The 13636-nt window shown below is 67.7% G+C and carries 13 protein-coding genes and 1 tRNA gene; 6 read left to right on the top strand and 8 right to left on the bottom strand.

The features are described 5' to 3' along the window. Positions 1–57 precede the first annotated feature (57 nt). The 4 genes from KPL74_14755 to KPL74_14740 are packed head-to-tail and all read left to right on the top strand — an operon-like array spanning position 58 to position 4528. On the top strand, positions 58–1305 hold the full coding sequence (locus tag KPL74_14755; protein QWT19000.1) for an efflux RND transporter periplasmic adaptor subunit: 1248 nt from the start codon (positions 58–60) through the stop codon (positions 1303–1305). 30 nt (positions 1306–1335) lie between these two features. Then, complete coding sequence (locus tag KPL74_14750; GenBank protein ID QWT22620.1) at positions 1336–2013, top strand: ABC transporter ATP-binding protein; 678 nt, start codon at positions 1336–1338, stop codon at positions 2011–2013. 16 nt (positions 2014–2029) lie between these two features. Next, a complete protein-coding gene (locus KPL74_14745; GenBank protein ID QWT18999.1) occupies positions 2030–3196 on the top strand; it encodes an ABC transporter permease in 1167 nt (388 codons plus the stop codon). Between the two features lie 9 nt (positions 3197–3205). Further along, positions 3206–4528, top strand: a complete 1323-nt coding sequence (locus KPL74_14740; protein QWT18998.1) for an ABC transporter permease — start codon at positions 3206–3208, stop codon at positions 4526–4528. Positions 4529–4822: 294 nt separating this feature from the next. Here KPL74_14740 and yedA read toward each other — a convergent pair whose 3' ends face one another. The 3 genes from yedA to KPL74_14725 all read right to left on the bottom strand — a co-directional run bounded on the left by yedA (position 4823) and on the right by KPL74_14725 (position 7099). After that, the gene (yedA, locus tag KPL74_14735) at positions 4823–5731 is read right to left on the bottom strand and encodes a drug/metabolite exporter YedA (protein ID QWT18997.1); all 909 of its coding nucleotides are present in this window, start codon (positions 5729–5731) and stop codon (positions 4823–4825) included. 99 nt (positions 5732–5830) lie between these two features. Continuing rightward, on the bottom strand, positions 5831–6709 hold the full coding sequence (locus KPL74_14730) for a methylated-DNA--[protein]-cysteine S-methyltransferase (GenBank protein QWT18996.1): 879 nt from the start codon (positions 6707–6709) through the stop codon (positions 5831–5833). 84 nt (positions 6710–6793) lie between these two features. Continuing rightward, the gene (locus tag KPL74_14725; GenBank protein QWT18995.1) at positions 6794–7099 is read right to left on the bottom strand and encodes a hypothetical protein; all 306 of its coding nucleotides are present in this window, start codon (positions 7097–7099) and stop codon (positions 6794–6796) included. 80 nt (positions 7100–7179) lie between these two features. Between KPL74_14725 and KPL74_14720 the strand changes: the two genes are divergently transcribed. Further along, positions 7180–7521 carry a Rieske (2Fe-2S) protein gene (locus KPL74_14720; protein ID QWT18994.1) on the top strand — a complete coding sequence of 114 codons (342 nt, stop codon included), beginning with the start codon at positions 7180–7182 and terminating at the stop codon, positions 7519–7521. A 102-nt stretch (positions 7522–7623) separates the two neighbouring features. On the opposite strand, the gene KPL74_14715 is transcribed toward KPL74_14720, so the two are convergent. The 4 genes from KPL74_14715 to KPL74_14700 all read right to left on the bottom strand — a co-directional run bounded on the left by KPL74_14715 (position 7624) and on the right by KPL74_14700 (position 12909). Then, the gene (locus KPL74_14715) at positions 7624–9465 is read right to left on the bottom strand and encodes an SLC13 family permease (protein ID QWT18993.1); all 1842 of its coding nucleotides are present in this window, start codon (positions 9463–9465) and stop codon (positions 7624–7626) included. Between the two features lie 129 nt (positions 9466–9594). After that, positions 9595–11328: a ubiquinone-dependent pyruvate dehydrogenase gene (poxB, locus tag KPL74_14710; protein ID QWT18992.1), complete on the bottom strand. Its 1734-nt coding sequence runs from the start codon at positions 11326–11328 to the stop codon at positions 9595–9597. Between the two features lie 47 nt (positions 11329–11375). Then, on the bottom strand, positions 11376–12098 hold the full coding sequence (gene trmB, locus KPL74_14705) for a tRNA (guanosine(46)-N7)-methyltransferase TrmB (GenBank protein ID QWT18991.1): 723 nt from the start codon (positions 12096–12098) through the stop codon (positions 11376–11378). A 52-nt stretch (positions 12099–12150) separates the two neighbouring features. Beyond that, the gene (locus tag KPL74_14700; GenBank protein ID QWT18990.1) at positions 12151–12909 is read right to left on the bottom strand and encodes a hypothetical protein; all 759 of its coding nucleotides are present in this window, start codon (positions 12907–12909) and stop codon (positions 12151–12153) included. Positions 12910–13043: 134 nt separating this feature from the next. Between KPL74_14700 and KPL74_14695 the strand changes: the two genes are divergently transcribed. After that, positions 13044–13117, top strand: a tRNA-Gly gene (locus KPL74_14695). 130 nt (positions 13118–13247) lie between these two features. On the opposite strand, the gene KPL74_14690 is transcribed toward KPL74_14695, so the two are convergent. Next, positions 13248–13481: a hypothetical protein gene (locus KPL74_14690; GenBank protein QWT18989.1), complete on the bottom strand. Its 234-nt coding sequence runs from the start codon at positions 13479–13481 to the stop codon at positions 13248–13250. Positions 13482–13636 lie beyond the last annotated feature (155 nt).

Below are 13636 nucleotides of genomic sequence, written 5' to 3'. Positions count from 1 at the left end.
GGCGCCTGCCAGGTTCGCATGATCCTGGTTGAACAACGCATGGGGATGCGAGGGGCCATGAACGCCAATGCCGAGCTGCTTAAGCAGCTGAAGATCGACAAATCGCACAAGGAAGCGCCGGGCCGCGGCCCGCCGTGGGGCCGCGTCGCTGCCATCGCCGGCATCGTCGCCGTGTTGCTCGCCATCGGCGTGGGGGCGTGGGCGCTGTTCGCCCGCCGCCCCATCGAGGTGCAGGTGGCAACCGCGGTGGCACCGGCCTCCGCCGGGGACGCCGGCGCCGTGCTGCAGGCCACCGGCTACGTCACCGCACGCCGCCAGGCCACGGTCTCGGCGCAGATCACCGGCAGCCTCACCGAGGTGCTGATCGAAGAAGGCGACCGGGTAAAGAAGGGCCAGGTGCTGGCCCGGCTTGAAGACAGCGCCTTGCGGGCCGGGCTGCAGTCGACCCAGGCCAGCGCCGCCGCCGCGCACGCCGCCGTCGCCCAGAGCGAGGCCCAGCTCGACCAGGCCCTGCGCGATGCCACCCGCCAGGAAGCGCTGGTCGGCCGCGGACTGGTATCCAGGCAGATCGCCGAGCAGACCCGCACCCAGGCCAATACCTACCGGGCCCAGCTCAACACGGCACGCCGGCAGGCCCAGGCGGCCGATTCGCAGGTCGGCGTCGCCCAGGTCAACCTCGATTACACCGTGGTCCGCGCGCCGTTCGACGGCGTGATAACCGACAAGGCCGCACAGGTTGGCGAAATCGTTTCGCCGCTGTCCGCGGGCGGCGGCTTCACTCGCACGGGCGTCGGCACCATCGTCGACATGGATTCGCTGGAGATCGACGTCGACGTCAACGAGGCCTACATCGGCCGCGTGCAGCCGGCGATGGCCGCCGAAGCCGTGCTGGACGCCTATCCCGACTGGCGCATTCCCGCGCACGTCATCGCGATCGTGCCGGCCGCCGACCGCGGCAAGGCCACGGTGAAGGTGCGCGTCGCCCTCGAAAACAAGGATGGCCGCATCGTTCCCGACATGGGCGTGCGCGTGTCGTTCCTCGAACATCGCGTGGAAACACGCAACGAACCGCCGAAGGGCGTGATGGTCCCGGCCAACGCCATCGTCCAGCGCGACGGCCACGAGGTCGCCTTCGTGGTCGCCGACGACAAGGCCCATCGCCACGCCATCACCGCGGCTGCCGCGAGCAATGGCGACCTGCGCCTGGTGACCCAGGGCCTCGCCGCCGGAGACAGCGTCGTCACCACCCCGCCCGACACCCTCGCCGACGGCGCCGCCGTCCGCGTCACCCAGCCCACGCCCTGACCAACGCACGGAGATACCCGCATGGCAACCCTGATCGACATCCAGGACCTTTCCAAGGTGTACGAGCGCGGCCGGCAGAAGGTCGAAGTGCTGCACGGCGTGGACCTGAAGATTGAAGAGGGCGACTTCCTCGCCCTGATGGGCCCGTCGGGCTCGGGCAAGACCACCTTGCTCAACCTGATCGGCGGACTCGATTCACCGACCAGCGGCAGCCTCACGGTGGCCGGCGAACGCATCGATACGCTCGGTGCCGGCGCACTGGCCCGCTGGCGCGCCGCGCACGTGGGCTTCGTTTTCCAGTTCTACAACCTGATGCCCATGCTCAGCGCGCAGCGCAACGTCGAGCTGCCGCTGTTGCTGACCAAACTGTCGGGCAAGCAGCGCGCGCAGAACGCCGCCATCGCCCTGCAACTGGTTGGCCTGGCCGACCGCGCAACGCACAAACCGGCCGAACTGTCCGGCGGGCAGCAACAGCGCGTGGCGATTGCCCGCGCGATCGTTTCCGATCCCACCCTGCTGGTGTGCGACGAGCCCACCGGTGACCTCGATCGCCAGTCGGCCGAAGACATCCTCGGCCTGCTGCGCGAACTCAATCGCGAACACGGCAAGACCATCGTCATGGTGACGCATGACCCGAAGGCCGCCGAATACGCCAACCACACGCTGCATCTCGACAAGGGCACCCTCGTCGAGCAGGCCGCGGCCTGAGCCCGGGGACGCCGCCATGAAATACTTCCATCTGATCTGGGCCGCGTTGTTCCGGCGCAAGACGCGCACGTTCTTCACGCTGGTCTCCATCCTCGCAGCCTTCCTGTTGTTCGGCATGCTCGATGCCACGCGCAGCGCCTTCAACTCGGGCGGTAGCGTGATCGGCGTCGACCGCCTGCTGACGACCTCGCGTTATTCGATCATCCAGTCGTTGCCCGCCAGCCTCGCGGTACAGATGAAGGCGGTGCCCGGCGTGCGCGACGTGGGCTATTCGAACTGGTTTGGCGGCATCTACCAGGACCCGAAGAACTTCGTGTTGAGCTTCGCCGTCAGCGACAACTTCCTCGACATCTACCACGAGATCCAGCTGTCGCCCGAGCAACGCAAGGCGTTCGCGAACACACGCACGGGTGCGGTGGTCGGCGCGGCGCTGGCCAGGCGCTACGGCTGGAAGGTCGGCGACAAGGTGCCACTGCAATCGACCATCTTCCCGCAGCGCAACGGCGACAAGACCTGGCCGTTCGACATCGTCGGCATCTACACCGCGGCCCCCGGTGCGGCGAACGGCACGGACCAGCAGTTCTTCTTCCACCACAAATATTTCGAAGACGCCAATGCGTTCCAGAGCATCGGCACCACGGTGGGCTGGTACGTGCTCCGGCTCAACTCGCAGAACGATGCCGACCGCGTGGCGAAGGCCGTCGATGCGATCTCGGCCAACTCCGACCATGAAACCAAGACGCAGACCGAGCAGGCGTTCAATGCCTCGTTCGTGAAACAGATTGGCGACATTGGCCTGATCGTCAGCGCGATCATGGGTGCGGTGTTCTTTACGCTGATCCTGCTCACCGGCAACACCATGGCGCAGGCGGTGCGTGAACGCACCAGCGAGCTGGCCGTGCTCAAGACCATCGGCTTCAGCAGCCGCAGCGTGCTGTGCATGGTGCTGGCCGAAAGCGTACTGCTACTGCTGATTGGCGGCATCCTCGGCCTCGGCCTCGCCGGCATCATCGTGCCGATCGTTGCCAAGGGCAGTGGCGGCATGTTGAACCTGCCGCCGGTCGGCATGCAGACCTGGATCCTGGGCGCGGCGCTGATGCTGGTCATCGGCGCCATCGTCGGCGCGTTGCCCGCGATGCGAGCCATGCGCCTCAATATCGTCGATGCGCTCGCCGGGCGCTGAGGAACTCCCATGAAAACCTTCAAGAAGTTCCTCTTCGGCCTGATGATGCTCGCCATCGTCGTCGTGTTCCTCATGGCGTGGACCGCCGTGCCCTGGCAGGGCGTGGTGCTGCTGGGTGTGCTTCTCGCCGTGTGGATGGCGACGACGCGCCGCGGCCGCCAGACCTGGCAGGTCACCCGCGTCGGGCTGTCCACGCTTGGCCAGCGGCTCGGTTCGTCGTCGGTCGTGGTCGTCGGCATCGCCGGCGTGGTCGGTGTTCTCGTCGCCATGCTGGCGATGAGCGAAGGCTTTGCGACTACCCTGCGTGCCACCGGCAGTGACCGCACCGCGATCGTCTTGCGCGGCGGCTCGCAGGCCGAGCTCAACTCGATCCTCGGTCGCGACAGCGCGAATGTGGTCATGCAGGCACCGGGCGTGAAGAAGGGCCCCGAGGGCCGGCCGATCGCGTCCGGCGAGATCGTCGTCGTCGCCAACCTGCCGGTGAAGGGCGATCCGAACAGCGACGCCAACGTACCCATCCGCGGGGTCAGCGACGACGTCTGGGCGCTGCGCGACCAGGTGAAGATCGTCGAAGGTCGCAGGTTCAAGCCGGGCCTGCGCGAGCTGATCGTCGGCAAGGGCGCGAAGGGCCAGTTCGCTGGCCTTGACGTCGGCAAGACGATCCGGCTCGCCGGACAGACCTGGACGGTGGTCGGCACCTTCGCGTCGAACGATGCGCTGGATTCCGAGCTGTGGGGCGATACCCAGAGCGTGGCCTCGGCCTATCGGCGTGGCAGCAGCGTGCAGTCGGTGACGGTCCTGCTCGATTCGCCGAAAGCGTTCGATGCGTTCAAGGCGAACCTCGCCGCCGATCCGCGCCTGAAGGTGGACGTGAGCACCACGCAGGCCTACTTCAGCAAGCAGTCCGAAGCGCTGACCAAGACGCTGCGCATCGTCGGCATCACGGTCGGCATCATCATGGCGATCGGTGCGGTGTTCGGTGCGTTGAACACGATGTTCGCGGCGATCCAGGCCCGCGCCCGCGAGATCGCGACATTGCGCGCGATCGGCTTCCGTGGCCTGCCGGTGGTGGTGTCGGTGTTGCTGGAGACGATGTTGCTCGCACTGCTCGGCGGCGTGATAGGGGCCGGCATCGTCTGGCTCATCTTCCACAACTACAGTGCCTCGACGCTGGGGGCGAACTTCAGCCAGGTGGTATTCCGCTTCCAGGTCAGTGGCGAGTTGCTCTGGACCGGGCTGAAGTGGGCGCTCGCGATCGGCTTCATCGGCGGCCTGTTCCCCGCGTTGCGCGCGGCGCGGGTGCCGGTCACCACGGCGTTGCGCGAGCTGTAGGCAGCGGGCAGGGATCGTCGGCGGCCGTCGTGGCCGCCGGCGCGAAGCAGGCGGTATCGTCGGCGCGATAGGGCTGGCAGCAGGCCAGCGCCGCGATGCCGAGGCACAGCAGCATGGCGAGGCGCGCGCTACAGGGATGGCGTCGCCGCGCGGGCGAACGAGGGGCACGGGCGTCCAGGGCGGTCTCCTGCAAAAGCGGGAGCGCAGCCTAGATCGCCCGCGGCGCGGGGCCCATCCGATTAATCTGAAAAATCAGCCGGCGTGCCGCGCACGTGACACGGATCACGCCGTGGCTCAGGCCTTGCGCGTGCGCATCATGGTGATGATGCCCACGCCGACCAGGATGATCGCCATGCCGGCGAGGTCGAACGGGCCGACGTGCTCGCCGGCCAGGGCGACGCCGAACAGCACCGCCACCGGCGGGTTCACGTAGGCGTAGCTGGTCGCCAGCGCCGGGCGCACGGTCTTCAGGACATAGAGGTAGGCGCTGAAGGCGATCAGCGAGCCGAACACCACGAGGTAGGCCAGCGCGGCGGTCGCCGATGCGACGGGATGCGCGGGGAAGCGCTCGCCGTGCAGCAACGCGAGGATGGCCAGCGAGACGCTCGCACAGAGCATCTGCGCGGCCGTGTTCATCGGCCCCTTCGGCATGTCCTGGCGCTTGGACCACACGGAGCCGAACGCCCAGCACATCGCCGCGACGATCAGCGCGATGGCACCCAGCGGTGCGCCGGACAGGCCCGCCCCCAGGTTCAGCACCACCACGCCGATGAAGCCGAGAACGAGCCCGGCCGACTCACCGCGCGACGGCCACTCGCCGTACATGCCGCCGAACAGCGCCGCGAACAGTGGCATGCTTGCCACCGCCACGGCGGCGATGCCCGAGCTCACCGACTGTTCGGCGAAACAGACCAGGCCGTTGCCACCGGCCAGCAGCAGCGTGCCGACGATGGCCGCGTTGCGCCACTGGCGTGCCGTGGGCAGGGTGGCGCCGCGGACGCAGAGCACCGCCATCAGCAACACTCCGGCGATGGCGAAGCGCAGCGCCGCCAGCAGGAACGGCGGATAGCTCACCAGCGCATAGCGGATGCCGAGGTAGGTGGAACCCCAGATCACGTACAGCGCAAACAGCGAAAGCGGGACCAACCAGCGCGATTCGTTCGGGACAGGCATGGGGGTGGCGGGGCAGGCGGTGTCGGTCATGGTGGGGAAGAGCCAGTGCGTGGAGCGCGCCGCCAGCGACGGCGCAGGTCTTGCACGATATCGCCGACGCGCGCGGCGCGGTAGCGAAAGCTTCGCGGGTCAGCCTTGAGCGGCGCTCATGGCGCGCTCGCTGGCCAGCAGCTGGCGCTTGATCTCCATGCCCCAACGCCAGCCGCCGAGGCTGCCGTCTTCGCGGATGATGCGGTGGCAGGGCACCAGCAAGGCGAGCTTGTTGCTGCCGCAGGCGCGGCCGATGGCACGCGCGGCCTTGGGCACGCCGATCTTCGCGGCAAGCTCGCCGTAGCTCAGCGTTTCCCCGCGCGGGATGCGGATCAGCGCGTCCCACACCCGCCACTGGAAGGCCGTGGCGGCCACATCGAGCGGCGGCATGGCCGGCGCATCGCGGTCGCTCCAGCCCAGTTCGTGGGCGACCCGCGCGATCACCGCATCGAGCCATTCCTCGCGGCCCTCGTCGACGCGTTCGCGCGTGGCGAGCGGGAATTCGTCGGCCAGGCGCGTTTGAAGCCCGGCGTCGTCGGCACCCAGGGTCACCGAACAGATACCGCGCGCCGTCGTCGCGACCAGCAGCTGGCCCAGCGGCGTCGAGGTGGTGGTGTAGCGGATCGAAGCGCCGGCGCCACCCGCGCGATAGCTCGCCGGGGTCATGCCGAGGCGGCGGTCGCTCTCTTCGTAGACGCGGCTGCCTGAGCCGAACCCGGAGTCGTAGACGGCATCGGTCACCGCCGCGCCGTCGCGCAGGGCCTGGCGGAGCTGGCCGAAGCGCCGCGAGCGTGCGTACTCGGCGGGGCTCACGCCATAGCGCTTGCGGAAGATCCGCTGCAGGTGGGTCGGGCTCAATCCGGCGAGCGCGGCCAGGCTAGCCAGGTCCGCGCTGGCATCGTCCTGCTCGAGGGCAAGACGCACGCGTTCCAGGGCATCGTCGGTCGGATTCGGCATGGCGAGGGCGGGACGGTTCATGGTGGCCTCCTTCATGGGAGACCAGCGTAAGCGGAGGGCAGCGCGAGAGATATCCGCGTCTTGCGATCCCGCGCCCACAGGCGATCAATGGTGGACGGGACGGCCCTGGCGGCTGATGACCACGAATTCGCCTTCGAGCACGTCCGGCTCCTTGGCGCGCGCAGCCGTCTGCGGCGCCGCGCCGACAGGCCCCGTGGCACCCGCCGTGCGACCACGGGCCAGCTTCCACTGGCGGACTGCCAGGAAGACCAGGCCACCGGCCACCAGCACGCCAAGCACGACCACGCCGAAGACCAGCAATACCCCGAGCACGGCCAGGCCGGCCACGAGCGACAGGGCGCGGGCGAGCGGGTTGCGTGAACGGCGGATGGGCGGGAAGACGAAGCGCATTGGTTAAAAATCCGTATGGCACAATGACATGCGTGCGAGCCTCTTTACCTTGGGGCATCCCCTCCCCCCAGACAAGTGCCATGACGACCAACCCCGATAGCGCCCCCCTCTGTCTCCTCGAAGACATCCCCGACGGCAATGCCATCGAAGTCGAAGCCCTGGTGGCCGGCGAAGCCGAATCCCTGCTGGTCTATCGCGACGGCGAGGCGGTCAGTGCCTTCTATAACGTGTGCCCGCATGCGGGCCGGCGGCTCGACTACGCGCCCGGCCGCTTCCTCGTCCGCAACGGCCTGATCATCTGCGCCGCCCACGGCGCCACCTTCACCGCCGGCGACGGCCACTGCCAGACCGGCCCCTGCAAGGGCGACCGCCTGCGCGCCGTGCCCGTCACAGTCAGCAACGGCACCGTCCAGCTCGCCTGAGATATTTCTGTGTGCGTGTGGATGTGCGTGTAGGAGCGCGCCTGCGCGCGATGGAATCGCGGCAACCCCCATCGCGCGCAGGCGCGCTCCTACACACGACCGTCAGCGGTACATGAGGTTGACGCAGACCAGCGTCACCACCAGCACCAGGACGGTCAGCGGCAGGCCTACCCGCAGGAAGTCCTTCGCCCGGTAGCCACCGGGGCCGGCGACCATCATCAGGGCCGGGTGGCCCGACGGCAGCAGGAAGGTGTTCGACGACGATACCGCCACGATCAGCGCGTAGGCGGACGGGTTGCCACCCGTGGACACGGCCACGCTGATCGCGATCGGCACCATCATCACGGTGGCGCCCACGTTCGACATCACCTGCGAAAAGATCAGGGTCAGCACGGCGATCGACAGCTGCAGGGTCCACTGCGGGGCGTGGCCGAGCACGGCCAGGACTTCCTGCGCGATCCAGCTCGCGGTGCCGGTGGAATCCATCGACCATCCCAGCGGAATCAGGCAGGCGGTGACGAAGATGGTCTTCCAGTTGATCGCCTTGTACGCCTCGTCCATGTTCAGCACGCCGGTGAGCAGCATGCCCACGGCGCCGGTCATCATCGCCACCGACAGGTCGAGGTGGGTGAACAGGGCCAGGCACTTGGCCAGCACGAAGAAGCCGACGGCCTGCCAGATCTTGCCGGGACGCTGCTCTTCCTTCGGCACGTCGGTGACCACGACGAAGTCGCGGTCTTCCTCGGCCAGCATCAGGTCGCGCCACTTGCTGTGCAGCACCAGGGTATCGCCGGCGCGCAGGCTCACCGCACGCACGTCTTCGCGGTAGACCTCGTCGCCGCGGTTCACCGCCAGCACGGAGATGCCGAAACGCTTGCGCAGGCGCAGCTCACCCACGGTCTGCTTGATGAAGCGCGAGCTGGGCGGGATCACCGCCTCGGAAATACCGGCACGGGTGGTGTTGAACTGCTCGCCGAGCTGGCGCATGCGCATCGACACGCGGCACAGCTGGTTATTGGCGAAGGCGTTGATCGCGTCCTTCGGGGCCAGCACGCCGAGCACCGTACCCACCCAGATCATCTGGTCCGACGGCGGGGCCACACGGCTTTCGTTGCCATTCTTGATGGCGAGGATCAGCGGGGCGCCGTGCAGCTGTTCCACCTCGCCGATGCTCATGCCCACCAGCGGGCTCTCGGCGGTGACGGTGAGCTCGGCCGTTTCGCCGGCGATGCCATAGGTGTCGGCGAAGTAGCTCTCGGTTCGGCCCGGGGTCACCTTCAGCCGCTCGTCTTCGCGCTCGGGCAGCAGCTTGCGCGAGAACAGCCAGAAGAAGGCCACGCCGAGGCCGGCCAGCACCAGGCCCACGGGCGTGACGCTGAACAGGCCGAACTTCGGGATGGTGTGCGCGCCGGGGGGCAGGTTGCTGTTGGCGCTGGCGATCAGGTCGTTGAGGACGATCAGCGGCGAGTTGGCGATCAGCGTGGTGTTGGTCGCCGTCAGGATGCAGAACGCCATCGGCAGCAGCAGCCGCGACATCGGCACGCCCGTGCGCGCGGACAGGCGTGAGGTGACCGGGATCATCAGCGCGGCCAGGGCCTGGCTGGGGATCACGGCGCTGAACAGGCTGGTGACGCTGTTGACCACCACGCCTAGCCGCGACTCCACGCCACGCGCCATGCGCATCACGAACGAGGCGGTGAGGTTGAGCACGCCGGCGCGGTCGAGGCCGGCGCCCATGATCATGATCGCGATGATCGCGATGACGGCGTTACCGGCGAAGCCGTTGAACACCTGCTCACCGGGGATCAGCCCGGTGAGGCCGATGGTGACCACCACCAGCAGCGCCACCATGTCGGCGCGGATCCACTCCAGCACGAGCATGAGCATGGTGAAGCCCACCAGGCCCAGCACGAGGATCATTTCAGGCGTGAGTGTAAGTGCCACTAGCCGGCAGTCCCGTTCCGGTCGATGGGGGCATGCGGTGGCATCGCTTCGCCAGGCTGCTGTCGATGGCGCAGAAGTATACGCGCTAGGGGTGGCTCCGGGCTGAAGACAGGTACATGGCTGGGGTGGTCAGCGGCTGAGGTTGGACACCGCTAGGTCGACGATGCTGTCGCCACGCCCGCTCATCACCGCCTTCAGCGCATAGAGGCTGAAGCCCTTGACCTGTTCCCCGCTGATCTTCGGCGGGATCGACAGTTCCAGGCGGTTGCTGACGACATCGAGCAGGGCCGGCCCTTCGTGCGAGAGCACCTCGGCGATCGCGGCCGGCAGGTCGGAGGCACGCGCCACCCGGCGGCCGTGGATGCCCATGGCATTGGCCATGGCGGCGAAATCCGGGTTCTGCAGCTCCACGCCGGTTTCCTGCAGGCCCGCGGCCTTCATTTCCATCTCGACGAAGCCCAGCGTGCCGTTGTTGAGCACGATGATCTTCACCGGCAGCTTCTCCTGGGCCAGTGTGATGAAGTCGCCCATCAGCATGGCGAAGCCGCCGTCGCCGGAGAGCGAGATCACCTGGCGATCGGGATACGCGGCCTGGATGCCGATGGCCTGGGGCATGGCGTTGGCCATCGAGCCGTGGACGAAGGAGCCGACCAACCGGCGCTTGCCATTCATCCTGAGGTAGCGGGCCGCCCAGATCGTCGGCGTGCCGACGTCGCAGGTGAACACCGCATCCTCTTCGGCCAGCTCGCTAACCAGGTGGGTGACCTGCTGCGGATGGATCAGCTCGTGGCCGGCACGGATGGCGGCGAGTTCGTCGAGGTCTTCGCGGGTCCGCGCGTAGTGGGCCAGGCAGCGGTCGAGGTGGCCACGAACCCGCTTCGGCTCGATCCGCGGCAGCAGGGCGCGCAGCGTTTCGCCGACGTCGCCGACCACGCCGAGGTCGACCTGGCAGCGCCGGCCGATGTTGCCGGGACGGATGTCGACCTGGGCGATCTTCGCGTCTTCCGGGTAGAACTGCCGATAGGGGAAGTCCGTGCCGAGCATCAACAGCGTGTCGCAGTCTTCCATGGCGTGGTAGCCGGAGCTGAAGCCGATGAGGCCGGTCATGCCCACGTCGTAGGGGTTGTCGTACTCCACGAATTCCTTGCCGCCGAGTGCATGCACGATCGGCGACTTCAGCGCCTCGGCGAGGGCCAGCAACTCGTCGTGGGCACCGGCGGTGCCGCGGCCGCAAAGCAGGGTGACGCGCTTGCCGGCGTTGAGCAGGGCCGCCAGGGCATCGAGCTCACGCTCGGCCGGGACCACCTTGGGCGCGGGCGGAAGCAGGCCGGCCTTCGGCGTGACCTTCTTCACCACGGCCTTCTTCATCGCCACGTCGCCGGGAATCACCACCACGGCCACGCCACGCTGGCCCACCGCGGCACGGATCGCCGAGTCGAGCACGCGGGGCATCTGCGCCGGGTCCGAGACCATCTCGCAGAACACGCTGCATTCGCGGAACAGTTCGGTCGGATGGGTTTCCTGGAAGTAGCCGCTGCCGATCTCGGCGCTGGGGATGTGCGCGGCGATCGCCAGCACCGGCGTGCGGGTGCGATGGCAGTCGAAAAGGCCGTTGATCAGGTGCAGGTTGCCAGGGCCGCAGCTACCCGCGCAGACCGCGAGTTCCCCGGTGACCTGGGCTTCACCGCCGGCGGCGAAGGCCGCGGCTTCTTCGTGGCGAACATGCACCCAGTCGATGCGGTTGCGCTCGCGCAGGGATTCGGTGATGGCGTTGAGGCTGTCGCCCACCACGCCATAGATGCGGCGGACACCGGCTTCTTCGAGGGTCTCGGCGAACAGGTCGGCCAGGGTGGAAATAGACATGCGGGGCTCCGTGAGGGACGCGAAGACCCACTATGGGCCTTAATCCATCAAGGGCTTGTCGAACCGTGCCATTCGTAGAGGAAATCCCAGACGCCATGGCCAAGACGCATGCCGCGGCGTTCGAAATGGGTTTCGATGCGCCACTCCGGACGCTCGGCGGTGGCGCCCGGGCCCACGCGATTCTGCCAGCCCGGCGCGGCTTCCATCACCTCGCGCATGTGCTCGGCATAGGCCTCCCAGTCGGTGGCGAGGTGGAGCAGGCCGCCCGGCGCCATGCGTGACGCGAGCAGAGCGATGAAAGCCGGCTGGACGAGGCGGCGCTTGTTGTGGCGCTTCTTGTGCCAGGGGTCCGGGAACCAGATGCGCACTTCGGACAGGCTGCCCGGGGCGATCTCGTTTTCGAGGACTTCCACCGCGTCGTGCTTGTACAGGCGCACGTTGCTGGCGTCGCGGGCGGCCAGCGCGTTCATCAGGCGGCCGACGCCCGGGCCGTGGACTTCCACGCCGACGTAGTCGCGGGCGAGGTCGTGCTCGGACGCCCAGGCCAGGGCCTCGCCATTGCCGAAACCGATCTCGAGCACGCGCGGGGCTTCGCGACCGAAGGTGGCCGGGAGGTCGCGGGTGCCGCCGGTGTAATCCAGGCCGAAGCGTGCCCAGTGGTCGTCGAAGGCGCGCTGCTGGGCCGGGGTCATCCGGCCTTCGCGCAGCACGAAGCTACGGATGCGGCGCTGGAAGGGGCCTTCGCCCTGCGTGTCGTCGTCGTGGGCCATGGTCAGTCGGTCGGGTCAAAGCGGCCCATTCTAGCGGGTGGGCGGCTTTGCTTCAGCGCCCGCGGACCGGCGGTGGGCCGCCGCTGCCCGGCGCGACGCGCGAGCCGTTGACCGGGATCATCTGCGGGCCGAAAGTCTGGCCGCTGCCGGGGGTGTAGGGGCGCGGCGGCGGTTCGTTGATCGTGGGCTGCGGGCCGTTGTTCCAGCCGGCGTTGTTATTCCAGCCGTTGCCGTTGCCGTTCCAGCCGTTGTTGTTGCCGCGGCCGTCGCGGTGGTTGTCGTCGCGGACCGGGGCGACGTTGTAACCGGGCTTGCCGTCGGAAGGGCGGGGCTTCACGCCAACGGTGACCGTGTTGTCCTGGCGGTTGTCGCCGGGACGGCCGTGGTCGTGGTCGTGGCCATTGCCGGGGCGGCCGCCACCGGGGTAGCCGCCGTGGCCGGGGTAACCGTTGCCTGGGTAGCCGTTACCCGGGTAGCCATTCCCCGGGTAGCCGCCGTAATAGCCGCCGTAGTAGCCGTTGTTGCTCGAATAGCCGCCGTCGACGTAGCCGCCGTCGCCATACGTGGATCCACCGACTTCGGTGGTGGACTGGTAGGAACCGGTCACCAGCTGGCCGCGGACATAGAGCCGTGCCGGGGTGGGCAGGGTGCCGGTGCTGACCGTCTCGCGGCGTTCGGGGACCGAGGGGCCTGAGATGTAGCTCACTCCAGGCTTCGGCATATTGGCCGTGGACACCGTCCGCGACTGTGCCGACGCCTGGCTGGCGCCAAACACCAACAGGGCAGTGATCGATACGGCGAGCAAGCGCATGGCGGCGGTCCTCTGGGCATTCCCCGACCCGATTATGCGCCGGAGCCCGACCGGGGAAATGCAGGGTCTCAGGGCTGTTCAGGATGTCGCCACCTTTCCCCCGGGAGCCTTGTCGTTTAACATCCCGGGGCGATGCGGGTGTAGCTCAATGGTAGAGCTGTAGCTTCCCAAGCTACTGACGAGGGTTCGATTCCCTTCACCCGCTCCACGTCGCGCGATCATCGCGCTAGCGGCCCTCCTTGCAAGACAAGGTCACATGGACGACGTGATAGCGGCCCGGCACCTGGTTAGCTACGACCGGCCCAGGGGAGCCGATACGCGCAAGATCTTTGCGCAGCTCAGGGCGATCGCGGCGCGTCTACGGGACGCACTACGAACAGATGCCCGCGAAAGAACTCGGTCGATTCTTCTTCGAGAGAACGCGCAAGCTTCGAGACAACCGCGCCTTCCATCGTGACAAGATCCGCGGGGTGTATCCGATCAATGTCTTGAACGCGCAACAGGCGAAATGCCTGCGAAGTGTGGCCGGCCTGCAGGAAGACAGATTCATCCGCCTCGATGACGACAGGCACCTACTCGTCCTGAATGACGCGGAAGTCTCGGAGTTAGGTGCGGAGTGTGTTGGCGCAGATGTTCTTATCTGAGCCGTAGGTAGTGAAGGGAACCCTTGCAGGAGCGCGCCTGCGCGCGATCGCAGGACGAATTCAAGAAGCGCATCCATGCCTTA

This window comes from Bacillus sp. NP157 (assembly GCA_018889975.1).
Lineage (GTDB): Bacteria > Pseudomonadota > Gammaproteobacteria > Xanthomonadales > Rhodanobacteraceae > Luteibacter.
This window is presented reverse-complemented; position numbering and strand designations above follow the sequence as displayed.